The organism is Sphingomonas echinoides, assembly GCF_029623395.1.
GTDB lineage: Bacteria > Pseudomonadota > Alphaproteobacteria > Sphingomonadales > Sphingomonadaceae > Sphingomonas > Sphingomonas echinoides_A.
The window spans coordinates 62,670-87,753 of the sequence record NZ_JAPYKK010000001.1; the positions used below are offsets into that span (position 1 = coordinate 62,670).

22 protein-coding genes are annotated in these 25,084 nt (G+C 64.1%); 10 read left to right on the forward strand and 12 right to left on the reverse strand.

All coding sequences use genetic code 11. From position 1 onward, the window contains the following. Positions 1–51: 51 nt before the first annotated feature. The 7 genes from sucD to QBJ92_RS00295 form a co-directional block, all read right to left on the reverse strand. The gene (gene sucD, locus QBJ92_RS00265) at positions 52–936 is read right to left on the reverse strand and encodes a succinate--CoA ligase subunit alpha (protein ID WP_010160545.1); all 885 of its coding nucleotides are present in this window, start codon (positions 934–936) and stop codon (positions 52–54) included. 62 nt (positions 937–998) lie between these two features. Continuing rightward, positions 999–1,961 (reverse strand): malate dehydrogenase, encoded by a 963-nt coding sequence (gene mdh, locus QBJ92_RS00270; RefSeq protein WP_242140424.1) that lies wholly within the window; start codon positions 1,959–1,961, stop codon positions 999–1,001. Between the two features lie 267 nt (positions 1,962–2,228). After that, the gene (zapE, locus tag QBJ92_RS00275; protein WP_277967675.1) at positions 2,229–3,338 is read right to left on the reverse strand and encodes a cell division protein ZapE; all 1,110 of its coding nucleotides are present in this window, start codon (positions 3,336–3,338) and stop codon (positions 2,229–2,231) included. Between the two features lie 7 nt (positions 3,339–3,345). Further along, positions 3,346–3,816: a PaaI family thioesterase gene (locus QBJ92_RS00280; protein ID WP_277967676.1), complete on the reverse strand. Its 471-nt coding sequence runs from the start codon at positions 3,814–3,816 to the stop codon at positions 3,346–3,348. A 52-nt stretch (positions 3,817–3,868) separates the two neighbouring features. Continuing rightward, a complete protein-coding gene (locus QBJ92_RS00285; RefSeq protein WP_277967677.1) occupies positions 3,869–4,654 on the reverse strand; it encodes a succinate dehydrogenase iron-sulfur subunit in 786 nt (261 codons plus the stop codon). A 139-nt stretch (positions 4,655–4,793) separates the two neighbouring features. Continuing rightward, positions 4,794–5,366, reverse strand: a complete 573-nt coding sequence (locus QBJ92_RS00290) for an ATP-dependent Clp protease proteolytic subunit (RefSeq protein ID WP_277967678.1) — start codon at positions 5,364–5,366, stop codon at positions 4,794–4,796. Between the two features lie 78 nt (positions 5,367–5,444). Further along, complete coding sequence (locus QBJ92_RS00295; RefSeq protein WP_277967679.1) at positions 5,445–6,740, reverse strand: alpha/beta hydrolase; 1,296 nt, start codon at positions 6,738–6,740, stop codon at positions 5,445–5,447. A 239-nt stretch (positions 6,741–6,979) separates the two neighbouring features. On the opposite strand from QBJ92_RS00295, the gene QBJ92_RS00300 reads away from it, so the two are divergent. Beyond that, positions 6,980–9,052: a catalase gene (locus QBJ92_RS00300; protein WP_277967680.1), complete on the forward strand. Its 2,073-nt coding sequence runs from the start codon at positions 6,980–6,982 to the stop codon at positions 9,050–9,052. A gap of 121 nt (positions 9,053–9,173) precedes the next feature. Here the strand turns inward: QBJ92_RS00300 and QBJ92_RS00305 are convergent, their stop codons facing one another. Continuing rightward, positions 9,174–11,054 (reverse strand): AsmA family protein, encoded by a 1,881-nt coding sequence (locus QBJ92_RS00305; RefSeq protein WP_277967681.1) that lies wholly within the window; start codon positions 11,052–11,054, stop codon positions 9,174–9,176. Positions 11,055–11,528: 474 nt separating this feature from the next. Between QBJ92_RS00305 and rplJ the strand changes: the two genes are divergently transcribed. The 4 genes from rplJ to rplA all read left to right on the forward strand — a co-directional run bounded on the left by rplJ (position 11,529) and on the right by rplA (position 13,931). Further along, positions 11,529–12,062 carry a 50S ribosomal protein L10 gene (gene rplJ, locus QBJ92_RS00310; RefSeq protein WP_277967682.1) on the forward strand — a complete coding sequence of 178 codons (534 nt, stop codon included), beginning with the start codon at positions 11,529–11,531 and terminating at the stop codon, positions 12,060–12,062. A 70-nt stretch (positions 12,063–12,132) separates the two neighbouring features. Further along, on the forward strand, positions 12,133–12,510 hold the full coding sequence (rplL, locus tag QBJ92_RS00315) for a 50S ribosomal protein L7/L12 (RefSeq protein ID WP_242139444.1): 378 nt from the start codon (positions 12,133–12,135) through the stop codon (positions 12,508–12,510). A 286-nt stretch (positions 12,511–12,796) separates the two neighbouring features. Further along, on the forward strand, positions 12,797–13,228 hold the full coding sequence (gene rplK, locus QBJ92_RS00320) for a 50S ribosomal protein L11 (protein ID WP_010160412.1): 432 nt from the start codon (positions 12,797–12,799) through the stop codon (positions 13,226–13,228). A 4-nt stretch (positions 13,229–13,232) separates the two neighbouring features. Beyond that, positions 13,233–13,931: a 50S ribosomal protein L1 gene (gene rplA, locus QBJ92_RS00325; protein WP_277967683.1), complete on the forward strand. Its 699-nt coding sequence runs from the start codon at positions 13,233–13,235 to the stop codon at positions 13,929–13,931. A 444-nt stretch (positions 13,932–14,375) separates the two neighbouring features. Here the strand turns inward: rplA and sdhA are convergent, their stop codons facing one another. From sdhA to sdhC, 3 genes are read right to left on the reverse strand one after another with little or no spacing between them, the layout of a single operon-like run. Then, positions 14,376–16,178: a succinate dehydrogenase flavoprotein subunit gene (sdhA, locus tag QBJ92_RS00330; RefSeq protein WP_277967684.1), complete on the reverse strand. Its 1,803-nt coding sequence runs from the start codon at positions 16,176–16,178 to the stop codon at positions 14,376–14,378. Then, the gene (sdhD, locus tag QBJ92_RS00335) at positions 16,171–16,569 is read right to left on the reverse strand and encodes a succinate dehydrogenase, hydrophobic membrane anchor protein (protein ID WP_277967685.1); all 399 of its coding nucleotides are present in this window, start codon (positions 16,567–16,569) and stop codon (positions 16,171–16,173) included. Before sdhD ends, sdhA begins: the two co-directional genes overlap by 8 nt. Position 16,570: 1 nt before the next feature. Further along, positions 16,571–16,990, reverse strand: coding sequence for a succinate dehydrogenase, cytochrome b556 subunit (gene sdhC, locus QBJ92_RS00340; protein WP_277967686.1), 420 nt, complete (start codon positions 16,988–16,990; stop codon positions 16,571–16,573). Positions 16,991–17,222: 232 nt separating this feature from the next. Between sdhC and QBJ92_RS00345 the strand changes: the two genes are divergently transcribed. From QBJ92_RS00345 to QBJ92_RS00355, 3 genes are read left to right on the forward strand one after another with little or no spacing between them, the layout of a single operon-like run. Next, positions 17,223–18,566, forward strand: coding sequence for a methyl-accepting chemotaxis protein (locus QBJ92_RS00345; protein ID WP_277967946.1), 1,344 nt, complete (start codon positions 17,223–17,225; stop codon positions 18,564–18,566). A 42-nt stretch (positions 18,567–18,608) separates the two neighbouring features. Continuing rightward, positions 18,609–19,967 (forward strand): methyl-accepting chemotaxis protein, encoded by a 1,359-nt coding sequence (locus tag QBJ92_RS00350; RefSeq protein ID WP_277967687.1) that lies wholly within the window; start codon positions 18,609–18,611, stop codon positions 19,965–19,967. Between the two features lie 53 nt (positions 19,968–20,020). Beyond that, positions 20,021–20,719, forward strand: a complete 699-nt coding sequence (locus QBJ92_RS00355; protein WP_277967688.1) for an SDR family NAD(P)-dependent oxidoreductase — start codon at positions 20,021–20,023, stop codon at positions 20,717–20,719. A 56-nt stretch (positions 20,720–20,775) separates the two neighbouring features. Here the strand turns inward: QBJ92_RS00355 and QBJ92_RS00360 are convergent, their stop codons facing one another. Next, on the reverse strand, positions 20,776–22,449 hold the full coding sequence (locus QBJ92_RS00360; RefSeq protein WP_277967947.1) for a glycoside hydrolase family 43 protein: 1,674 nt from the start codon (positions 22,447–22,449) through the stop codon (positions 20,776–20,778). A gap of 78 nt (positions 22,450–22,527) precedes the next feature. On the opposite strand from QBJ92_RS00360, the gene QBJ92_RS00365 reads away from it, so the two are divergent. Both QBJ92_RS00365 and araD1 read left to right on the forward strand, forming a co-directional pair. Next, positions 22,528–24,108, forward strand: a complete 1,581-nt coding sequence (locus QBJ92_RS00365) for an aldehyde dehydrogenase (NADP(+)) (RefSeq protein WP_277967689.1) — start codon at positions 22,528–22,530, stop codon at positions 24,106–24,108. Beyond that, positions 24,105–25,076 (forward strand): AraD1 family protein, encoded by a 972-nt coding sequence (gene araD1 / locus QBJ92_RS00370; protein WP_277967690.1) that lies wholly within the window; start codon positions 24,105–24,107, stop codon positions 25,074–25,076. Before QBJ92_RS00365 ends, araD1 begins: the two co-directional genes overlap by 4 nt. Positions 25,077–25,084 lie beyond the last annotated feature (8 nt).

Below are 25,084 nucleotides of genomic sequence, written 5' to 3' on the forward strand. Positions count from 1 at the left end.
CGCGCCCGACTGGACACGGCGGCCCCGGCATGACGCCGGGGCGACGTGCCTTTAACCCTTGAGCACTTCCAGCAAGGTCGTGCCCAACTCACTCGGCGAAGCGGAAACGCGAATGCCTGCGCGCTCCATCGCCGCAATCTTGTCTTCCGCGCCACCCTGGCCGCCCGAGACGATCGCCCCGGCGTGACCCATGCGACGACCTGGAGGCGCCGTGCGGCCCGCGATGAAGCCGGCCATCGGCTTCTTGCGGCCACGCTTGGCCTCGTCGATCAGGAACTGCGCAGCCTCTTCCTCGGCCGAACCGCCGATTTCGCCGATCATGATGATCGACTTGGTCGCGTCATCCGCAAGGAACAGCTCGAGCACGTCGATGAAGTTCGTGCCGTTGACCGGATCGCCACCGATGCCGACCGCGGTCGTCTGACCGAGACCTGCGTTCGACGTCTGGAACACCGCCTCATAGGTGAGCGTGCCTGAACGGCTGACAACGCCGACCGAGCCCTGCTTGAAGATGCTACCGGGCATGATGCCGATCTTGCACTCGCCGGGGGTGAGGACGCCGGGGCAGTTCGGGCCGATCAGGCGCGACTTAGACCCCGACAGCGCGCGCTTGACGCGAACCATGTCGAGCACCGGGATACCCTCGGTGATCGTGACGATCAGGGGGACCTGCGCGTCGATCGCCTCGAGGATCGAATCCGCCGCGAAGGGGGGCGGAACGTAGATCACGGACGCGGTCGCGCCGGTCATCGCGACGGCCTCGGCCACGGTGTCATACACCGGCAGGTCGAGGTGAGTCGTGCCACCCTTGCCGGGCGTGACGCCGCCGACCATCTGCGTGCCGTATTCCAGCGCCGCCTTGGTGTGGAAGCTGCCGGTTTCCCCGGTCATGCCCTGGGTGATAACCTTGGTGTTCTTGTCGACGAGGATGCTCATGCAGCACTCTTCCTAATTAAGAGAATGCGGGGATCGCGCTGTCGCGCGCCCCGCAGAGAATATCAGTTGAGCGACCCGTCGATCGCCTTACATGCGACGAGAAGTTCCTTGACCGCATCGACCGACACGCTGAGGTTCTGCTTCGCTTCGTCGTCGAGCTTGATCTCGATGACTTCCTCGACGCCGCCCGCACCGATCACGACCGGGACACCGACATAGAGATTGTCGATGCCATACTGGCCGGTCAGGTGTGCTGCCGCCGGAAGGACGCGCTTCTGGTCGTACAGATAGGCTTCCGCCATCGCGATGCCGCTGGTGGCAGGGGCATAATAAGCCGAGCCGGTCTTGAGCAGCGCGACGATCTCGCCGCCGCCGCCGCGGGTGCGCTTGATGATCGCGTCGATCTTTTCCTGGGTCGAACGCCCCATCGCGACGAGGTCGGGAACCGGGATGCCCGATACGGTCGAATAAGAGATGACCGGGACCATCGTGTCGCCGTGGCCGCCGAGCACGAAGCTGGTGACGTCCTTGACCGAGACCTTGAACTCGTCCGCGAGGAAGTGGCTGAAACGCGCCGAGTCGAGCACGCCGGCCATGCCGACGACCTTGTTGTGCGGAAGGCCGGAAAATTCGCGCAGCGCCCAGACCATCGCGTCGAGCGGGTTGGTGATGCAGATGACGAATGCATCGGGTGCGTTGGCAGCGATGCCCTCGCCGACGGCCTTCATAACCTTGAGGTTAATGCCGAGCAGGTCATCGCGGCTCATGCCGGGCTTGCGCGCGACACCTGCGGTCACGATGATCACGTCCGCGCCTGCGATGTCTTTGTAATCGTTGGTGCCGGTGATGGTCGCATCGAAGCCTTCGACCGGACTGCACTGGCTGAGGTCGAGCGCCTTGCCCTGGGGTACACCTTCGACGACGTCGAACAACACGACATCCCCGAGGCCCTTAAGCGCTGCGAGATGGGCGAGCGTGCCGCCAATGTTGCCGGCGCCGATCAGCGCGATCTTCTTGCGAGCCATCCGGGATCCTTTTCGCTTAGGCCCGCCCAGGGCGTTAATAACTCAAGAGCGATCGGGCGAGCTCTGCCGGGCGTCGCCTTAGGCGGGTTTTTGCGTTTGGGCAACCCGTGAGACACAGACTTTCACTTCTTATTGCAACTAGTTCGCAAGTGCAATAAGGTTTGCCATGCTCCTTCGCAGGCAGGAGCCCAGAGTTACGGGTGTGCCGCTCGTGTGGCTTTGGATCCCCGCCTTCGCGGGGAAACAGTTCGTTACGACAGGTTGTCGTCAATCCCCGCCATGCCCCGCAGCAAGATACTCTTCCGACCGCATCTCTTCCAGCCGGCTGATCGTCCGATCGAACTCGAACCGCCCATCCCCGCTTTCGTACAAGTCCTGCGGCTCGGCATCCGCGGCGGCGAGCAGCTTGACCTTCTGTTCGTACAGCGCGTCGATCAGCGCGACGAACCGCGCTGCCTCGTTGCGATTGTCCGGCCCCAACTTGGGAATGCCGACCAGGATAACGGTATGATAGCGCCGCGCGATCGCGATATAGTCCGCGCTCCCGCGTGCCTCCTCGCACAACCGCTTGAAGCTGAACACCGCGACGCCCTTTATCGCCTTTGGGACATGCACGCTGCGCCCTTGCACGATCAGATCCTCGGACGGGACATGCGCGCGGTCCTCGACCGGGAAGTCGGTCAAGCGGAAGAAGTCACCCGATAGCAGTCGGGTCGCTTCGGGGCCGTTCGGGACGAGCCAAGTGTCGACCGATCCCAGCCGATCACGGCGGTAGTCGGTCGGTCCGTTAAGCGTAATCACGTCCATCCGCGCTTCAATCAGCGCAATGAAGGGCAGGAAATGCTCCCGATTGAGCCCGTTCTTGTACAGGTCGGCGGGTGGGCGGTTGGAAGTCGTGACGACCGTCACGCCCTCCTCCAGCAAAAGCGTAAACAACCGCGACAGGATCATCGCGTCGGGGCTGTTGGTCACCATCATCTCGTCGAACGCGAGCAGCCGCGCCTCTTCGGCGATCGCCTTCGCCAGCGGTGGGATCGGGTCCCCCAGCTCCTTGGCGCGCTCGACCGCGAGGCGTTGGTGCACTTCGAGCATGAATTCGGCGAAATGGACGCGCCGTTTGCGGCGGATGTCGAGCGCGTCGAAGAACAGGTCCATCAGCATCGACTTGCCGCGACCAACCCCGCCCCACATGTACACGCCGCGCGGAGGCTCCGGCTTACGACCGAGCACGCGCCATAGCATCGAGCCGCGCTTGGGCGTTGCCTCCAGTGCGGTCGCCAATTCCGCCAGGCGCCGCGCCGCGGCTGCCTGCTCAGCGTCGGGACGGAGTTCGCCGGAGGCGATCAGCGCGTCATAGCGCGCGATAACATTGGTCATGCCGGGATCATTCTGGTTGGGGAAGCGTCGCAGCCGGGGACGCGGACTTGCGGAGCGTGCCCGAAAAGCTGGCGATCGTGGGAGTATGGTCCTGGACGATCAGGCCGCGTAGGAAGAGCAGGTTACGGGTTTCGCGCAGCAGTTCGATCCGCGCCTCGAGCGGGACGTCCAACGCGCCACCCCCGATGAACTGCGCCGACAGGTCGAGCGTGACCGCCCCACCCGCAGACAAGACATCGAACCCGCGCGCCGCGGCGAACAGCGCGACATCCATGAATCCGAGCAGCGCACCGCCATGGACATGGCCCCGCATATTGGAATGTGCCTGCCGCGGCATCATTCGGACTCGTGCGATCTCGCCTTCGACCCGAACCTGAAGCGGTTCCAGGAAGGCATTGTAGCGGGTGGCGTCGTGAAACTGCCACCGCTTCCATCCGGCCAGATCCGGATCATCGTCGAACGTGAACGGAGCGGTCAAACGTCGTTTATCCTCGGGCGTGGCCCCGTCCTCACGGACGGGGCGGCGCTGCTCATACGACGCGTTCTGCTTCCATCTTCTTAATTTCGGCAATCGCCTTGGCGGGGTTGAGACCCTTGGGGCAGACGTTCGCGCAGTTCATGATCGTGTGGCAGCGATACAGGCGGAACGGATCCTCGAGTTCGTCGAGTCGCTCGCCGGTCATCTCGTCGCGGCTGTCGGCGAGCCAGCGATAGGCCTGCAACAGGATCGCCGGGCCAAGGAACTTGTCAGAATTCCACCAGTAGCTCGGGCAAGCCGTCGAACAGCAGGCGCACAGAATGCACTCGTACAGACCATCGAGCTGCTCGCGCTCGGCTGGCGACTGGAGTCGTTCCTTGCCGGCGGGCGGCGGCGTGACCGTTTGCAGCCACGGCTTGATCGACGAATATTGCGCGTAGAAATGCGTGAAGTCAGGAACGAGGTCCTTGATCACTTCCATATGCGGCAACGGCGTGATGCGGATGTCGCCCTTCACGTCTTCGATCGCGGTCGTGCACGCCAGGCCATTCTTGCCGTCGATGTTCATCGAGCAGGACCCGCAAATGCCTTCGCGGCACGAACGGCGGAAGGTGAGCGACGAATCCTGCTCGCCCTTCATCTTGATTAGTGCGTCAAGCACCATCGGGCCGCACGAGTCGAGATCGACCTCGAACGTGTCGTAATGCGGGTTCGCGTTCGCATCGGGATCGTACCGATAGATCTTGAACTTCTTGATACGTTTCGCTTCGGGCGCCGCTTTATGAACCTTGCCACCCGACTTGGGCTTGGAGTTGGCGGGGAGGAAGAATTCGGCCATCGCTTGCTCGCGTTTTCCATCCAGGAGGGCGGGTTACCGCCGGGTTGTGCGGGTAGCCGTACACAAGCAAGGCCCGCCCCGCAAACCCTTGCGGCATCGAATTGCTGCAAGTGCGATTGCGGGGCGCGGTGTCATCCGATCAGATGACGTCGAGCACGAGCCCGCGATCGCGCGCTTCCTCGGCTTCGATATACCAGTTGGACGGGGCCTTCTGGCGCAGTTCCTCGAACGAAACCTGGCTGTCGCGGACGATCGCCTGGAAGCCTTCTTCCTCAATCTCGATCGAATGCTCGACCTCGTGGAGCGCCGCTTTGATGGACGCGACGACCATCCGTAACGGCCCGTTGAGGTCGATCTGCTTGGTGATTTGCCGTTCGTGCAGCATCAATCGCGTGTGCCGGGTGAGAAACCGGCGCGCGACCGGGAACGCGGACATGAACGTTGCGCCCGCAGAATAGACCGCCACCTTGCCGAGGAACAGGATCTCGCGACCGTCATGATCCTCAAGCAGCCGGATATCGTCCGCCATCGTCCGCGCGACTTCGGGGTCGCCGCCCAACGTGGTCAGCGCAATGACGAGCGTGCCCTCCTTCGGGCAATTGCCAAGTTGCGCACGAAAGTTTTCGTACATCAGCTGGTCCACGGTGCCCGACAGGCGGATGTGGGGATTGGCAAGGAGGGGATAGCGGGTGGGATCTGAGGTCTGGGTCATGGCCGCGGAAACCCGCATCCGAAGCTGCGGTTCCTCCCGCTCAAAATTAACGATGTTTGAGCGCAATCCGACCGGAGATCACACACCCTCCACATCGCCCACGTCGGCGCGAACGCCCCGGCGTCCCGCAATTGCAGACGCGTCGAGCGCGGCGTTGCGCCTCCGATCCGACGCCCTCTTGCGAATGGCCTGAAAGGTGACAACCTCGAACACCCGCCACGCGTGCCGCGCTAGGCGATACCGAAGGAACTTACGCCGATAGCGCCGTTCCGCCGGGTTGAGCGCAACCGCCCGCGCGATCTGCGCTACCGCCGCTGCGCGCTCACCCCGCCGCCATAGCATCGTGGCATACCAGTTCCGCAGATGGCCGACGTCGGGCTCGGCATCCACCACTTCCCCGGCGACCGCAAGCGCCTCCCGGCCCTCTCCCGCACTGACCAAAGCGTTTGCGAACGGGACGAGATAGATCGGCAAACGGTTCACTTTGACCGCGATATGGCGATGAATCGCCAGCGCTTCGTCGTGATTGCCCGTCCGCGTCAGGATTTGGGCGAGGCTGAGCATGCCAAGGGCCGAGTCGGGCTTTACCAGCCGCGCCTTGCGGGCAAGTGCGATCGCGGTCCGTGGACGGACCGCCGGTTGCCGTTCAGCCAGCGCGCCTAGGTAGACCGAGCTGGACGCGCGTCTTGCCCGAATCTCCCGCGCCATCGCGCTCCCATCGAACCGGTCATATAGCACGTCCTCGAGCAGCCCACGTAGCAGACCGACTTCGCCCAGGAACGTGCTGGCAGGGTGCAGACAATGCGCCACCGGCAGCAGGTGCGATCCGGTTTGCTCTGCGATCAACTGGGCGTGTCGGCGGTCCAGCGTCAGGTGCGGATCGTAGACGAGCACGGTCGACGCGGGGCAGCGCAACGGGCCGGCCATCGTGCTCAACCAGCGGATGCGATGCGCATCCTGCGACCAGCGCGTGTCCCAGTTCGCAATCGACGGATCGATCGACCATTGCGGCGAGAGCGCCAGGACGGCATCCGCCCCGATCGCGTCGGCCAGCCGGACCGCGGCATAGGCTCCCATGCTGGATCCATACGCGACCCGTCGCACCGCCCCGCTGGTCGCGGCGCGCACGACCGCCGCCGCCGCGAAGATGTCGTCATATTGATACCAGTCATTGCCACGCCCCAGCACGTGGATCGCCGATATGCCGTTTGCCTTCAGGAAACTTTCGCCGAACCCTTCGCGATCGAAGCCGTCGCCGATACTGTGATGATCGAACGTGATGACCCATCGATCACATCCCTCGATCGCCACCTGCCGGACCAAGAGCGTATCGCTACGATATAGCTCGATCGGCACGCCAAAACCCCATCTCATCTCAACCACCCCGGGCGCTCCTATCCCATTTAAGAGACTGGTGGAAAACCTTCCTTGATCGTCCGGTATCCGGAATTCGTTTGCTGCCAAGCGCATGCACTTTTCGGTCCAGCCACGACTGACCGCGTGCCCTCCGGCTATCGCAGCTTTCGTTCATCTCGATCTGCATCAACCATCTTTTACGGAACCTACCCGCCCCGTGTTCGTCGTCTGCCCGAACCCCCAAGAAGGCTCCCTACATGGCAGATTTCGACACGGTCACCGGCAACGGTGGCGAGACGCACCAGCAGGCGCAAGGCGATGCGCCGGTCCTGACGACCAACCACGGCGTGCCCGTTTCCGACAACCAGAACAGCCTCAAGAGCGGTTCGCGCGGCCCGACGCTGCTCGAAGACTTCGTCCTGCGCGAGAAGATCTTCCACTTCGACCACGAGCGGATCCCAGAGCGGATCGTCCACGCACGCGGTTCGGGCGCACACGGCTATTTCGAGGCGACCGACGACATTTCGGACCTGTCGCGCGCGGCCGTGTTCAAGAAGGGCGAGAAGACCGAAGTCTTCGTCCGCTTTTCGACCGTCGCAGGCGGTGCTGGCTCGGTCGACACCCCGCGCGACGTGCGCGGCTTTGCGGTCAAGTTCTACACGACCGAGGGCAATTGGGATCTCGTCGGCAACAACATCCCGGTGTTCTTCATCCAGGACGCGATCAAGTTCCCCGACCTGATCCATTCGGTGAAGATGGAAGCCGACCGCGCCTATCCGCAGGCCGGCAGTGCGCACGACACCTTCTGGGACTGGGCATCGCTGATGCCGGAAGCGACTCACATGCTGATGTGGGCGATGTCGGACCGTACTCTCCCGCGTTCGCTGCGGATGATGGAAGGCTTCGGCGTCCACACCTTCCGCCTCGTCAATGCCGAGGGCAACAGCAGCTTCGTCAAGTTCCACTGGAAGCCAAAGCTCGGCCTCCAGTCGACGATCTGGGACGAGACGCTCAAGCTCCAGGCCGCCGACAACGACTATCATCGTCGCGATCTGTTCGAGGCGATCGACACCGGCGATTTCCCCGAGTGGGAACTCGGCATCCAGGTGTTCGACCAGGCCTTTGCCGAAGCGCAGCCGTATGACGTGCTCGATTCGACCAAACTGATCCCGGAAGAGGACGTCCCGGTGCGGATCATCGGGCGGATGGTGCTCGACCGTAACGTCGACAACTTCTTCGCCGAGACCGAGCAGGTCGCGTTCCTGCCGACCAACGTCGTGCCGGGGATCGATTTCTCGAACGATCCGCTGCTCCAGGGTCGCCTGTTCAGCTATCTCGACACGCAGAAGTCGCGTCTGGGGACGACCAACTTCCACCAGATCCCGATCAACAGCCCGCGCTCGCCGGCGGGCAACTTCCAGCGCGACGGGATGATGCAGACCAAGGTCCCCAAGGGCCGCGCGAACTACGAGCCGAATAGCCTTGCCGCGCACGGCGAGGATGGCGGACCGCGCGAGAGCGCGACCAAGGGCTATGTGACGACCAACGCCGCAACCGGCGACAACGAGACGGGCGACAAGCTCCGTGTCCGTTCGGAACTGTTCGCGGATCACTACAGCCAGGCACGGCTGTTTTTCAATTCGGCGACCGAAAACGAGCAGGCACATATCGCGTCGTCGTTCGTGTTCGAGCTGTCGAAGGTCGGCCTGCTCGATCAGGTCCCGCCGCGGATGGTCGCCAATCTTCGCAACGTCGATGAGGGTCTCGCGCAGCGTGTCGCGGACGGCCTCAACATCGATTTGCCCGAGAAGGCAAAGGCCGCGCGCGAACCGGTCGACATGAAGCCTTCGGACGCGCTGTCGATCCAGAAGAATATGAAGGAGACGTTGGAAGGCCGCGTTGTCGGCATCCTGATTGCGGACGGCACCGACGCCGCCGAGCTCGACGCGCTGGTCGCGTCGATCAAGGACGCCAAGGGCAAGGCCGTGCTGGTCGCGCCCAAGGTCGGCGGCGCAACGCTGTCGGACGGCAGCAAGCGCAAGGCCGATGGCCAGCTCGCCGGTACGCCGTCGCAGATCTTCGACGCGGTCGCGATCGCGTTGTCTGCCGAGGGTTGCGCGATGCTGCTCAAGCAGGGCGCGGCGGTCCAGTTCGCGATGGACGCGTTCGGGCACCTCAAGGCGGTCGGTGCGAGCGCAGCGGCACAGCCGTTGCTCGACAAGGCCGGCGTAGAGAAGGACGAAGGCGTGACTGATCTGGGCGCGGACTTCGCCAAGGCAGCGGCGAAGCGCTTCTTCGCGCGTGAGCCGAACGTGCGCGATCTCGCCTGATTGCCGAGACGACAGACTAACGAAAAAGGCCCGGTGCGCTCCGCACCGGGCCTTTTTCTAATTCGGCATCATGCCGAGCAATCCGTGTTTCTCTGAACTTATCAGGCGGCATGCGAAGGGATTACCGCAACGCCGCCGCCACTGCCGCCGAGCAATTAATCGTCGTCGGCGGCCGCCCTTCCGCCGAGGGTGGCGTCTTCCGGATCCCCAGCGCCTCCCCTATCGAGCGCCCCAGCACGCGAAGCACCCCGCCTGCGGTCGGCTTCTCCGCTGCGCCGATCCCCGCGACCGACACCGTCGGCGAACTCAAGGTGCCGCGCACATGGATCGGGTCGGTAATCCGCAGCAACGCGTGGCTCTTGCTCGCCCCCGCTAGGGTCAGATCGAGTCGTTCGCCGTCGAGCACGATCCGCCCGGAACCGCGCCCAACCGACGCGCCCGTATCGATTGCGAGCGGGTTTGGCGTCAGCACGCCCCGCGTCGCGCGGAAGTTCGCGACGAGACAGCGCAGCGGAACTTCCTGGCTCGGCCCGCTGATAGCGTGCGACACCGCGCCGCTCAGGTTCTGCCCGAGGACATCCGCGACCATCCGCTGGACGTGCCCGTCGGTCGCGACGATCGCCGCCTTGCCGCTGGCGTGCGCCATCGCCTCGCGAACGGTATCACCCTGCCCGTTCATCACGATATGCCCGCGCACCGGCCCCGAGATCATCTTCGGCTGGCCGACCAATGCGTCCAGCGTCAGCCCGGCCAGACGCACGTCGACCCCGAGCTTTGGATTGCCGCTGCGATGATCGACCTTGACCGTCCCGGTCATTCGACCACTCGCCAGCGTCGCGACGATGTTGCTGACCGTCACCGTCCGGTGATCGAGCGTGAGCGTACCCGACAGGCTCTTGAATACCGTCCCGCCACTCGAAAGCAACTTGTGCGCGGCGAACACCAGCCGCCCGTCGGTCTTGCCGAGCTTGGACAGGTTGATCCGCGTCGGCGGGATCACGCGTGCGCCGATCGCGGCCTTACGCGCCGCCGATTTCGCGCGACCTTCGGTATCCGCCAGATCGTCGAAGTCGAACTGGCTTGCATCGATTTTCGCGTTGATCATGGTTCGCGCACCATCCTTGTGGATCGTCGCCAGGCCAGAGAAGCGCGATCGCCCCATACTCCCGGCGATCCGGTCGACATACCAGTCACGTCCATCATGCCGGATCTTGCCGCGAAAATCGATCGGTTGTGATCCAAACAGCCCCGCCTCGATGATCCGGTCGAGGTTCTTGAGCGTCGGCGCCTGCGTGCTGACGTCGGCGGTGAAATGGCGCGTGTCGAGTACACCGCGCATCGCCCCCTTCACCGTCATGCGCAATGCCGGCGATGCGAGCGACACGGCGAACGGATAGGACGCGGTAGGGTCGATCCCGGTGATCTTGCCGCCGTGCAACTCCAGTCGGGCAGGCGTATCCTGGAAGGTGCCTGTCGCCGCATATTGTAGGCCACGCGCAGCATCGACGCTTAACGGACCGGAAACCGTCAACCCGCGCTTGGCATCGCGGATGACGATCTGGCTGTTGGTGACGGTCAGATCGGACAAGCTCGGGCGGCTGTCTCCCCCACGCTTGGGCGTCTTGCGCTCAGGTTCCCAGTTCTTGCGCCCCGACACGTCGCGCACCAGCGCCACGCGTGCGCCGTCCACGCTGATCCGATCGGGCTTGAAAGCGCCTGTCAGCAACCGGAACACCGGCACGCGCAGGCTCACGCTATCCAGTCGAACGAAATCCCCCGGTCCAACCCATGCAGGCTGGGCGATCCGAACGTCGCGAATCGATACGGTCGGCGTGTAGGAAAACAGCGTGTCGCGCGTGACCGAGCCGACCTGTACCTTGGTATCGAGCGCCGCGGACAAACGGTTTTCAACGACGCCGCGCATCATCCCGACGGGAAACGCCCCGAGTGCAACCAGCGCGATGACGACGATCCCGCCGCCTACCGCAGCGGTCGCCAGCAACCGCGAACGCCATCGCGATTTGGATGTGGAAGGAAGGGCGGGCTGCTCGGAAGGGGCCGAAGCGGGAAGATCGATCACGCTTCAACAACCCTAGAACCGTCAGTTGGTTTCACCAGCGTATCTTTATGTGTCTCGTTCAACATTGCGAAGCCCCTTGCCCCTTTCGCCCGCCCCCGTTGACTTTCCCCCACATCCCTTTATTGGCCGCCGCTCTCCTGATCCGAGTTCGCTTGGGCCGGGACCGTCCGAGACAGCAGGTGGCCGAATTTCGTCGGTCTTAATGCCCTGCCGAGACGGGGACAGGATTTCACCGCACACCGGTTTTCCGGCGTGACGGCTTGCCGCCTACCCACCGCTTCGTCGGAGGTTGGCGTCGCTTCCATTCCCCATCGCTGGACACCTTCCGAGGCGCAACTGTGTCTCGGTTCGTAACCGGTCGTGCCGTTCGCGGTGCGACCATAAGTGGAGAATGGCATGGATCGCGCTCAAAAGACCGAGCTCGTTACCGAGCTGAACCGCACTTTTGCCGAAGTTGGCGTGGTGGTTGTCACCCGTAACCTCGGCATGACCGTTGCCCAGTCGACAAAGCTGCGCAACGCGATGCGGGATGCCGGTGCGACCTACAAGGTCTCGAAGAACAAGCTTGCCAAGATCGCTCTGGACGGCACCGACTACACCCCGTTGGGCGACATGCTCACGGGTCCGGTCGGTCTCGCCAGTTCCATCGACCCCGTCGCGGCCGCCAAGGTGGCCGTGGAATTTGCGAAGACGAACGACAAGTTCGAAATCGTCGGTGGTGCGATGGGTGCGACCGTCCTCGACGTGGACGGCGTGAAGGCACTCGCGACGATGCCGTCGCTGGACGAACTGCGTGCCAAGATCGTTGGCCTGCTGGTTGCACCTGCAACCAAGCTCGCAACGATTGCGCAGGCGCCTGCGGCTCAGCTCGCTCGTGTGCTTTCGGCCTACGCCGAGAAGGACGCCGAAAAGGAAACGGCGGACGCCTGACATCTGTCGGGTATTCGAGACTTTTTGAACTGAAACCATGGGGCGACGCCCCGATCAATGGAGACTACACATGGCAGACCTCAACGCGCTGGTTGACCAGCTTTCGGCTCTCACCGTCATCGAAGCAGCAGACCTGTCGAAGATGCTCGAAGAGAAGTGGGGCGTTTCGGCCGCTGCAGCAGTCGCAGCAGCACCGGCGGCAGCCGGCGGCGCAGCTGCTCCGGCAGCTGAAGAGCAGACCGAATTCGACGTCATCCTCACCGGCGACGGTGGCAAGAAGATCAACGTCATCAAGGAAGTCCGCGCGATCACCTCGCTCGGCCTGACCGAAGCTAAGACGCTGGTCGAGTCGGCTCCCAAGGCCGTCAAGGAAGGCGTTTCGAAGGACGAAGCAGCCAAGATCAAGGCCCAGCTCGAAGCAGCTGGCGCGACCGTCGAAGTCAAGTAAGGCGGACGAAGGGCGGCGGGCAACCGGCGCCCTTCCCCACCGGACCTTGGTTCGAACCGAAAAGGGCGGCCCCTGCGAAGGGGTCGCCCTTTTTGCGTTCGGGTGCCCTCGTAAATCGCGGTCCTGTTGCATCCTCGCCCCCATTCGGCTATGCGCGCACCCTTCCAACGAGACATCGATGGATTTTGCGGGAGGCGGCTCTTTACCGAGGCGTCGCTTGAACCGCTAAACTTGAACCGGGCGTCGCGCTTAGGCGCTGCGCCCTATGACAGAGTGAGACCGCCTTATGGCAAAGAAGATTACAGGCTACATCAAGCTTCAGGTGCCGGCCGGCAAGGCCAACCCGTCGCCCCCGATCGGTCCTGCGCTGGGTCAGCGCGGCGTCAACATCATGGAATTTTGCAAGGCGTTCAACGCGTCGACCGGTGACCAGGAAGTCGGCACGCCGCTCCCCACCGTCATCACCGTCTACGCCGACCGCAGCTTCTCGTTCGAGACCAAGACGCCGCCTGCGACGTTCCTGATCAAGAAGGCCGCTGGCCTTAAGTCGGGCTCGAAGGAGCCGGGCAAGACGGTCGCCGGCAAGATCAAGCGCTCGCAGCTTTCGGAAATCGCGACTGCGAAGATGAAGGATCTCAACGCCAACGATATCGACGCGGCAACCCGCATCATCGAAGGCTCCGCCCGCGCAATGGGCCTCGAAGTGGTGGAGGGCTGAGATCATGGCAAAGCTGACCAAGAAGGCAAAGACGCTCGGCACCGCGATCAACAGCGAGAAGCTGTACGGCATCGACGAGGCGATCGCGCTGGCGAAGACCCACGCAACCTCGAAGTTCGACGAGACGATCGAAGTCGCGCTCAACCTCGGCGTCGATCCGCGTCACGCGGACCAGATGGTCCGTGGCGTCGTCACGCTGCCTAAGGGCACCGGCAAGACGGTTCGCGTCGGCGTGTTCGCCAAGGGTGCCAAGGCTGACGAAGCCCGTGCCGCTGGTGCAGACGTCGTCGGTGCGGAAGACCTCATGGAAATCGTCCAGGGTGGCACGATCGATTTCGATCGCTGCATCGCGACCCCGGACATGATGGGCGTCGTCGGTCGCCTCGGCAAGGTGCTCGGTCCGAAGGGCCTGATGCCGAACCCGAAGCTCGGCACGGTCACGATGAACGTCGCGGAAGCGGTCAAGGCAGCCAAGGGCGGCCAGATCGAATATCGCGTTGAGAAGGCTGGGATCATTCACTCGGGTATCGGTAAGGCGTCGTTCCCGGCGGAAGACCTCCGCGCGAACTTCGACGCGCTGGTCGACGCAGTGGTCAAGGCCAAGCCGTCGGGCGCCAAGGGCAAGTATGTCCGCAAGGTCGCCGTCAGCTCGACCATGGGCGCCGGCATCAAGGTCGACACCGCCGAGGTTTCGGCGGCGTAAGCCTTTCCTGCCTCAAGCCATCCGAAAGGGCCGGGGGAAACTCCGGCCCTTTTTGCATGGGCCGACGAACGGAAAACATCCGCACGCGATCGCGTTTGCTGGCCTTACGCAACCAACCTCCACCGGCGAGCGGTCGCGCTGAATGTCACGAAGTCCCGGGACACCCCTGCCTGGGCTCCTACGGAAGCAGGAGCCCAGGAGTTGCGAAACCCTACAGGGGATGTTTTGCTTGGTTCTGCATTCCTGCGGGCGCAGGAAATGGTAAAGGACGGTGGGCCTAACCGGCTCACCCAATCGTCGCGGGCCGCAACAGCGGCTTATAGCGCGGCAATTGCTCTAGCGCCGTAGCGCTCTATGCCCGTCCGGGGCATTCTGTACCATCTGATCGGAGCGGTGCCGCTTCCCCTGCACCTGCAGGATGTTCGGCACCGCTACCGACAGCAATCAGTAAACGCGCTTCTTCGGCTTGATGTACTCGGCATCGTCCGTGAGCGTGTAGTCATGCACTGGGCGATAGCCGATATCGACCTTGCCCGCCTTGCCGCCCCAGCCGTTGAAGGTCGCGGTGGTGTGCTTCATCCAGTTCGCGTCGTCGCGATCGGGATAATCCTCGTTGACATGCGCCCCGCGCGATTCCTTGCGGTTGGCGGCGCTCTCCATCGTCACGACCGCCTGCGCGAGCAGGTTGTCGAGCTCGAGCGTCTCGACCAGATCGGTGTTCCAGATCAGCGAGCGATCGGTGACGTGCACGTCCTGCAGCCGCTGATAGGTCGCGGTGATCTTCTGCTGCCCCTCGGCGAGCAGCGCGTTGTCGCGGAACACTGCGCAATGCTTCTGCATCGTGCGCTGCATCTCGGTCCGGATCTGCGCGGTGGGCGAACCGCCCGTGGCGTTGCGGAACGTGTCGAGGCGACCGAGCGCCATGTCTTCCGACCCCTTGGGGAGCGGATTGTGCGGCGTGTTGGGCTTGAGCGTCTCCTTGAGACGCAAACCCGTAGCACGGCCGAACACCACAAGATCGATCAGCGAATTGGAGCCGAGGCGGTTCGCGCCATGGACCGAAACGCAGGCAGCCTCGCCGACCGCGAACAGGCCGGGGACGACCGAATCGGGGTTACCGTCGCGCAGGTTGACGACTTCGCCGTGATAATTGGTCGGGATGCCGCCCATGTTGTAATGCACGGTCGGCGTCACCGGCAGCGGCTGGCGCGTCAGGTCGACGTTGGCGAAGATCTTGCCCGTCTCGGTGATGCCCGGAAGCCGCTCTGCCAGCACCTTGGGATCGATGTGATCGAGGTGCAGGAAGATGTGGTCCTTATGCTCGCCGACACCGCGGCCTTCACGCATTTCCAGCGCCATCGAGCGCGACACCACGTCGCGCGACGCCAGGTCCTTCGCCGACGGGGCATAGCGCTCCATGAAGCGTTCGCCCTCGGAGTTGGTAAGATAACCACCCTCGCCGCGTGCACCCTCGGTGATGAGGACGCCCGCGCCGTAAATGCCGGTCGGGTGGAACTGGACGAACTCCATATCCTGCAGCGGGAGCCCAGCGCGGAGTACCATCGCATTGCCGTCGCCGGTGCAGGTGTGCGCCGAGGTCGCCGAGAAGTAGGTGCGGCCATAGCCGCCCGTCGCCAGCACGACCGAATGCGCGCGGAAACGATGGATCGATCCGTCGTCCATGCACAAGGCGATCACACCACGGCACACGCCGTCTTCCATGATCAGGTCGAGTGCGAAATACTCAATGTAGAAATCGGAATTATACTTCAGGCTCTGCTGGTACAGCGCGTGGAGCATCGCGTGACCGGTACGGTCGGCCGCGGCGCAGGTGCGCTGGACCGGAGGCCCCTCGCCCATGTTCTGCATGTGGCCACCGAATGGACGCTGGTAGATCGTGCCATTGTCGTTGCGGCTGAACGGCACGCCGGCATGCTCGAGCTCGTACACTGCCTGCGGTGCTTCGCGCACCATATACTCGATCGCGTCCTGGTCACCGAGCCAGTCGGATCCCTTGACGGTATCGTACATGTGCCAGGACCAATGGTCCGGCGAGTTGTTGCCGAGGCTCGCCGCGATGCCGCCTTGCGCCGCAACCGTGTGGCTGCGCGTCGGGAAGACCTTGGTGATGCACGCGGTCTTCAGGCCGCTCTCCGCGATCCCCATGGTCGCGCGGAGGCCCGAGCCACCCGCACCCACGACGACGGCGTCATAGGTATGGTCGATGATCTTATATGCCTCAGGCATGCGGCACTCCGGTGGTAGCGGTGAAGGCGACCTTGAGGATCGCGAAAATGGCGATGCCGGCGGTCACGACGGTGAAGAAGTTGAGCGCGACCATTGCGAGCACGCGGCTCTCGGCATGGGCGTAATCCTCGATCACGACCTGCAGGCCGAGCCGGAAATGGTAGAAGACCGAGACGATCAACAGCATCATCGGAATCGCCGCCCAGCTCGACGACAGCCACGTATGGACCGTGTCATAGTCATACGCCGGCAACCGCAGGATCGCGAGGAAGAACCACAGCATCAGGAACAGGTTGGCGCCCGCCGTCAGGCGTTGCTGCCACCAGTGATGCGCGCCTTCCTTGGCGCTGCCGAGACCGCGCACGCGGCCGAGTTCGGTTCCATATGCCATGTTACTTGACCCCCAGCAGGTAGACCCAGACGACCGCGGTGGCTGCAACCGAGAAGACCATCGTGGCAAGGGCACCGGACTTGTTACGCTTGAGCTCATAGCCCGCGCCCGTATCCATCACGAAATGGCGGATCCCGGTGGCCATATGCTGGAAGAAGGACAGCGTCAGCCCGATCCCGAACAGATAGCCAAGCGCGCCGCCGGCGAATTCGCCGAACACATGATGGAACGTGGCGTAGCTTTCGGCTCCGCCCGAAATCGCCGCCAGCCACCATACCATGACGAGCGTGCCGACCGTCGCCATCCCGCTGCCGGTGACGCGGTGCAGGATCGAGACCGTCATGTGCGGCCCCCATTTCCAGATGCTCAGATGCGGGCTGAGCGGTCGGGCGCGTTTGGTCGTTGGTGTCGTGCTGGCCAAGGCGGCATGTCCTCATCAATTGCAGGGTCGATTGCCGATCGAATGCGGGTTGGTGCCCTCTTAATCCGACGAGCCGATGATGCAAGGATTCTGGCTGATACCGCAGATGCATCCGACACAATCATCCATTTTGCCGGTTACACTGCGTTAACCAGCAGGCGTTACTCAAAGAGCGGGCGTTTCGCGCGCCGGCCTTGCCAGAGACGGAGCGTCCACGTTGAACCTCAGTACATTGCCCGCTCCCGGAGAGATTGCCGCGACCATCGATATCCGCGCCCGACTCCGGGCGTTCGACTTCGACGATACGCTCGAAGCCGCAGCGCGCGCCGTATGGGCGGTGCTTGAACCCGATGCGCCCGAGATCGCGCGCGCGTTCTGGGGGCAATGGCGCCGCGCCGGACTTGGCGAGACCAATTGGCAACCGCACGAGGAAACCAGGATGGTCGAGCTCGGAGTCGCCTATCTGCGCAATCGCTTCTGCGATGTCAGCGGTCGTGCCTGGGTCGAATCGATGGAGCGTTCGGTTGCCGCGGGCTATGCCGCGGGCGTCTCGACGATGGCGCTTCTGTCGATGACCTGCGCCAGCGACCGCGCCGCGTTGACGATCCTGTTCAAGCGGATCGAACCAGGCGACCCGCGTCTCCCCGCCTTTATCGACACCGTGTTGCGGCTGACCGGTCTCGAAAGCGAGATCACGGTCGAAATCTACAATGCCTTTTGCGCGCATAGCGCAGCGGGCCAGCGTGATCGGCTTGCGGCCGAGTTCCGCGAGGGGATCGCGTTGACGGTCGAGAAAGCGACTCAGGAATCCGAAGTCTTGCGCGGCCAATCGATGCGCACGTCGACGTCCGCGCGCGGCATGCTCGGCAAGACCAGCGAAGTCGCCGCTGCCGCCGAGCAGTCCGCGGTCGCAATGCGCGAAGCCGCACAAACCGCCGCCGGCCTGATCCGGGCGATCGAGGATGCCCGGACCGAAGTGGAAGCCGCCGCGGAAATCGCGAACCGCGCTTCGACACAGGCGGGCGCAGCGGTCGGCATGTCGGAAACGCTCAGCGACCATGCCAAGTCGATCGAATCGATCCTCGGACTCATCCGCGACATTGCCGGCCAGACCAACCTGCTCGCGCTCAACGCTACGATCGAAGCGGCCCGCGCCGGCGACGCGGGGCGCGGCTTCGCGGTGGTCGCACAGGAAGTAAAGAGTCTCGCCAGCCAGACCGCCCGCGCTACCGACGACATCGCCGCCAAGATCGCCGCGATCCAGTCTGCCACGCGCTCTACCGTCGAAACCAACGCGTCGATCAAATCGACCGTTGCCGAAGTCCAGGAGAGCGCGAACCGGATCCGCTATGCAATGGAAGCGCAGGCCCAGACCGTGACCGCAATCACTGCGGCGGTCGACGAAACCGCGCTGGCGGCCGATTCCATGTCGAACACGATCACCGCGATCCGGGAAGACACCGAATCCGTGGCCTCCGAGATCGACAGCGTCGGGCGCGGTTTCGACTCGCTCGACAGCAAGCTTGGGGCACTCAAGAACAGCGCCGGAGAATTCGTGACCAAGGTCGCAGCGTAACCGAAATCGAGCGGGTCTTGTGGCGCTCCAGGGAGTAAGACGATGACGAGTCAAGTGGGCAGATGGAGCGGCGAGAACCGGTCCGCTGCGCAACGGGTCGCCGACTATGATTGGGACGATACGCTGATCGCGGCGAGCGCCGAAATCGCTACGATCATTAGTGGTGACGAGCTGGCGATCTCGCGGACGTTCTGGGAGTATTATCTGGCTTTGCCGGTATCGGCCCATATTCGTCCGATGTTCGACGAAGCCGCGCTCGCATCGAATGTCGCGGAAAGCGGTCGCTATACGCTCCTGAAATATGCGGCACCGAAGAGCGAGGAGTGGGCGCGCATGGCGACGCACCACGTCGCCAGATCGCAAAACGCGGGAATCCCGTTGCAAGCGCTGCTGGCCTCGTTGAGTTTCGCGCACAGTTGCACGCTGCGCCTGATCGAGGAAAAGATTGGCGTCGCATCGCCCCGCCTCCGCATCCTGGCGGATGCGGTACAACGGCTGGCGCTGGTCGAGGCAGATGTCATGGCGTCGCATCTCGGCACGCACGACGCCGAACGCACACGCGCAGAACGCCGCGACCGTTCCGCGCATTTCAGCGAAACGATCGCCACGTCGATCGAAGGCACCGTGGCTCTGGGCAATCGCTTGCGGGTCCAGGCCCAGGGTGCGGCTTGTTCGACGCGCGGGATGACCGGCAAGACCAGCGAAGTCGCCGCCGCCGCAGAGCAATCCGCCACCGCCATGCGCGAAGCGGCACAGACCGCCGCCGGCCTGATTCGCGCGATCGAGGACGCCCGCACCGAAGTCGAGGCGGCAACCGCGATCGCGACACGCGCCTCGACCCAGGCGGGGACCGCGGTCTGTATGTCGGAGACGCTCAGCGATCACGCCAAGTCGATCGAATCGATCCTTGGGCTGATCCGCGACATCGCCGGACAGACCAACCTGCTCGCCCTCAATGCCACGATCGAAGCCGCCCGCGCGGGCGATGCCGGTCGCGGGTTCGCCGTGGTTGCGCAGGAAGTGAAAAGCCTCGCGAGCCAGACCGCGCGCGCGACCGACGATATCGCGTCGCAAATCTCCGCCATACAGTCCGCCACCCGCTCGACCGTCGCCACCAACGCGTCGATCAAGGCGACCGTCGGCGAAGTTCAGGAAAGCGCGATCCGCATCCGCCATGCCATGGAAGCGCAAGCACAGACGGTGACGGCCATCACCGCAGCAGTTGACGAAACCGCGCTCGCAGCGGACTCGATGTCGCACACGATCGTCGCAATCCGCGAGGATACCGACCATATCGCTGGTGAAATCGACACGCTTGAACGCGAATTTGGCAAGGTCGATGATCAATTGCGGGATCTGAAGGGCGCAGCAGACGCGTTTTCGGCGAGCGCCGCCGCCTGATATCGCATCCGGCGAGGGTTGGTTGCGCCGCGGGTCCCCGGTAGGACAGGCACATGACTAACATTCTTCTCACCGGTTCGTCGCGCGGCATCGGTGCCGCCATCGCAGCAACGCTCGATCGTCCCGACGTCGCGATCGTCGGGCACGGCACCCGCAGCGGCATCCCGGCAGACTTCGCCGATCCCGCCGCGCCGCGCGCCTTGTGGGATGCAGCGCTCGAACGGCTTGGCGGCACGATCGACGTATTGATCAACAATGCCGGGGTGTTCGACGCCAACCCGTTGGAAAACGACGATCACGCATGGGTCGAGGCGTGGGACCGCACGATGCGCATCAACCTTACCGCCGCCGCAGAGCTATGCCGGTTGGCGGTGCTGCACTGGCAAAGCCGTGGCACCGGCGGTCGAATCGTCAACGTCGCGAGCCGCGCTGCCTATCGCGGGGATTCGCCTGCGCACTGGCATTACGCCGCGTCCAAGGCGGGAATGGTAGCAATGACCAAGAGCATCGCGCGTGGCTACGCCAGCGAAGGCATTCTGGCCTTCGCCATATGCCCCGGCTTCACGATGACCGGCATGGCGGACGACTATCTGTCGAGCCGCGGGGGCGACAAACTTCTGGCGGACATTCCGCTCGGCCGCGTCGCCGCGCCGGACGAAGTCGCGGATGTTGCGCGTTTTCTTGCGCTGGAGGCGCCAGCGTCCATGACCGGCGCCGTGCTCGACGTAAACGGCGCGAGCTACGTGCGGTAACGACGGCGGGCTGCGCATCAGGAACGAATCAATTACCTGAAAACCGCGCAAGGCCGTCACCGCTTCCCTTGCGCAAACGGTCCGATCATCGTCCCGACGAACCCACCCGCCTTGTTGGTGCTGAGATTGGTCGCGTCCACGTCTGGCGCGAGCGTCACCCACTGTTTCCCGACTGCAAAAGCGAGATCGTACCGCCCGCCCCGCGCAGAGATTCGGAAACGCACCGGCCCCGCGACCGAAACCGCGCGCTCTGCCAAAGTCACGCCGGTGCGGGGTTCATCCTTCCCGGCACGCCGCGCCGCGCGGATGAAGGTCTTGCCGTCATGCCGGGTCAGCGCGATCGTCAGGAAATAGGCGTCGTTCTGGAGGGCGGCGAGCCCCGCCATCTCTCCCTCACCGGGCGTGAAGCGAACCTCGGTGGTGACGCTCGCGGTGCTGTGTTCCTGTCGCCGCGCGACGAACGCAGGCTTACCAAAATCGCCAATTCCGTCGGTCAGCGGATCAAGGTGCAACGTGCCTCCGCCAAGTTGATACGGCGCACCGCGCATCGTCATCCACTCAAGCCCCAGCCGCGGCCCCGTAAAATCGGTCCGAACCGAAAAGGTCCCAGTCAGCGGCACGGAATGCGCCGTCACCGCCGGCAACGGTGCGCGCACCACACGCGGCACGGTCTGGCCCTTGGGCAGGATGACCGGCCAGCCCGATGACCAGTCGACCGGCAGCAGGAAGGTCTCGCGCCCGATGTTGTAATAGTCCTGCGCATACGGCCGGGTCCCGAGGAACACCGACCACCAGCGCCCATCCGGCAGTTGCACCAGATCGGCATGCCCGGTCGCGCTGATCGGATCGGCGCGACCGGCGGGCTGGTCGCGTTGGGTCAGGATCGGGTTGATCGCTCGCGGTGCGGGGACATAGGGTCCGGTCACCGAGTCCGATTTGAATACGACCTGGCTGTGATTGACGCTGGTGCCGCCCTCCGCCGCGGTCAGATAATAAGCGTCCTTGACGCGGTAGATATGCGGTCCCTCGATCCAGACCGGCTTCGCGGAAAGATCGACCCCGCCGTTGACAACCATCTTGGCATTGCCGAGCATCTTGAGGCGAACCGGATCGAACTGTTCGATCCACAGCGCGCGATGCCCATCATAGGTCGATCCGCCGACAGGTTCACGGTTGTTGATGAGCCACGCCTTGCCATCGGTATCGAAGAACAGCGACGGATCGATCCCCTCGACCGTCGACAGGAACACCGGGTCCGACCACGGCCCCGCCGGATTGGTCGCGGTGATGACGAAGTTTCCGCCGCACCGGACGCAGGTGTTGACGATATAGAACCGTCCCGCATGATAGTTGATCGCGGGCGCGAACACGCCTTCCGACATGCCGCGCCCGGTGAAATCGAGCTGGCTCGGCCGGTCGATCGCGTTGCCGATCTGCCGCCAATGGACGAGGTCACGGCTGTGGAACACCGGGATGCCGGGGAACCAGGAGAAGGTCGAGTTGACCAGATAATAGTCCGCGCCGACGCGGACGATGCTGGGGTCGGGGTGATAGCCCGCGAGGATCGGATTGCGATAGCTTCCCGCCGGGACCGCGGTCCCGTCGGTGCCGCGATATTCCACCCAGTCGAACCGCGCCGGGCCCGCCGCCTGCGCGCTGCCTGCGACCGAAGCGATCACCGCCGTTGCGATTGCAGCGGATCGGATCGTCGTCGAAATCGGTCGGGACATAGCGCGCATGGTCAGTCTCGCCTTGCAGTTGGTCGCGGCAAACCCTATTATGTCTGAGTTATTATGGAAGGGCTTTTCGTGATCGATGGAGCAATTTTGGTCGGTACTGACGTTCGTCAGGCCGATACGCGGTTTACCGCAATCAACCCCGCGACCGGCGAAACGCTCGAGCCGAACTTCTCGGCTGCCGGTCCTGACGCAGTCGCGGAGGCTGCCGCACTGGCAGAAGAAGCATTCCCGGTCTATTCGACGACCGACCTGCCGACACGCGCAGCGTTCCTGGAAGCGATCGCCGAGGCGATCCTTGCGATCGGCGACGACCTGATCGTCCGTGCGATGGCCGAAAGCGGGTTGCCCCGCCCCCGCCTCGAAGGCGAACGCGGCCGTACCGTTGGCCAGCTTCGCATGTTCGCGCAGATGGTGCGCCAGGGCGACTTCCTTGACGCAACGATCGACCCGGCTCTCCCGGATCGCGCTCCGTTGCCCCGCCCCGACCTGCGCCGCATCAATGTCGCGGTCGGCCCGGTGGCGGTGTTCGGCGCGTCCAACTTCCCGCTCGCCTTCTCGGTTGCTGGCGGCGACACGGCGTCCGCCTTCGCGGCGGGTTGCCCGGTGATCGTCAAGGGCCATCCGGCGCATCCCGGCACCGGTGAACTCGTCGCGCGTGCGATCGCGTCAGCGGTTCAGTCGAGCGGCTTGCCGGCGGGCGTGTTCTCCTATCTTCCCGGCGATACCAATGCGCTCGGTGGCGCGCTCGTGGCGGACCCACGCGTCAAGGCGGTCGGGTTTACCGGGTCGCGCGGCGGTGGCCTTGCGCTGATGAAGATCGCGGCAGAGCGCGATGAGCCGATCCCGGTCTATGCCGAAATGTCGAGCATCAACCCGGTCATCCTGTTCCCTGCCGCGCTTGCCGCGCGTGCGAAAGAACTGGGCGCGGCTTATGTCCAGTCGCTGACGATGGGCGCGGGGCAGTTCTGCACCAATCCCGGGTTGGTGATTGCGGTCGAAGGCCCAGATCTCGACACGTTCGTCGCTGCCGCTGGCGAAGCGCTCACCGGCAGCGCCGCGTCGACGATGCTGTCGCCGGGGATCCACGAAGCCTATGAAAAGGGCGTCGAGGCACTTAGCGGACATGCGGCGGTTCGCACCGTCGCGCGCGGGGTCGACACCACCGGCCCGAACCAGGCAATCGGCGCGGTGTTTGAAACCGACGCGGCGAGCTTCCTCGCGGATCGTGCGCTCGGGCATGAAGTGTTCGGCTCCTCCTCGGTCGTGGTGCGCTGCAAGGACTTGACCGAAGTCGGCCATGTCATCGCATCGCTCGAAGGCCAGCTGACCGCGACGGTCCAGATCGATGACGGCGATGCCGAAGCCGCGGCGGGGATCGTCCCGATCATCGCCGGGCGCGTTGGGCGTATCCTTGCGAACGGGTGGCCGACGGGAGTCGAGGTGAGCCATGCGATGGTGCATGGCGGTCCCTTCCCTGCGACCAGCGATGGACGCACCACTTCGGTCGGAACGCTCGCCATTTACCGCTTCCTGCGACCGGTTTCGTTCCAAAATCTACCGCAAGCGATGCTTCCTGCAGCGCTTCGCGACGGAAATCCGTGGGATATTGCACGCCGGATCGACGGTGTGCGGGAAGCGTCCGCTCGATGATCGCATCGCTCGTACAGTTCGATGACGGCGCACGTGGCGTCGCGGCAATGACCTCCGATGGCGCGCGTCGCGTCATCGGGGTATCGACCGTGCTCGAGCTCGCCGAACTCGCGGTCCAGTCCGAAATCGGGCTGGCGGCGTTGGCGGAAACCCGGCTCGGCGACGCGGTCGATCTGGCGAGCGTCCGGTTGCTGGTCCCGATCGACCATGTCGACGACGCGCATCTGCTCGTAAGCGGCACCGGACTGACGCATCTCGGTTCGGCTGAGGGGCGGGACCAGATGCATCGTTCCGCGGTCGAGAATCCGGCGCCGACCGACTCGATGAAGATGTTCCTGATGGGCGTCGATGGCGGCAAGCCCGCCGCGAGCGGCGAAGGCGTCCAGCCCGAGTGGTTCTACAAGGGCGACGGCGCGATCCTCGCGGCACCCGGCGATGAGCTGACGATGCCGGGCTTCGCGCTGGATGGCGGAGAAGAACCGGAAATCGCGGGCGTGTATCTGATCGACGCGAACGGCGCGCCGGTCCGGATCGGATTCGCGCTTGGCAACGAGTTTTCGGATCACGTCACCGAACGCGGCAATTACCTGTGGCTGGCGCATTCCAAATTGCGTCCGGCGTCGCTCGGCCCCGAGCTGTTGCTTGGAGAGCTTCCCGCCGACGTGCGGGGCACCAGCCGGATTGTCCGCGACGGCGCGACCGTGTGGGAAAAGCCGTTCCTGTCGGGCGAGGCGAACATGTCGCACAGCATCGCCAACCTCGAACATCATCATTTCAAATATGCCGGGTTCCGGCGTCCGGGTGATGTCCACGTCCACTTCTTCGGCACCGCCACCTTGTCGTTCAGCGAAGGGTTCCAGACCCAGCCGGGCGACGTGTTCGAGATCGAAGCGGCGCCGTTCACCCTGCCGGTCCGCAATCCGCTCGCGGTCGGCGAGGACGCGGTGCCACAGGTCCGCACGCTATAACGGCGCGC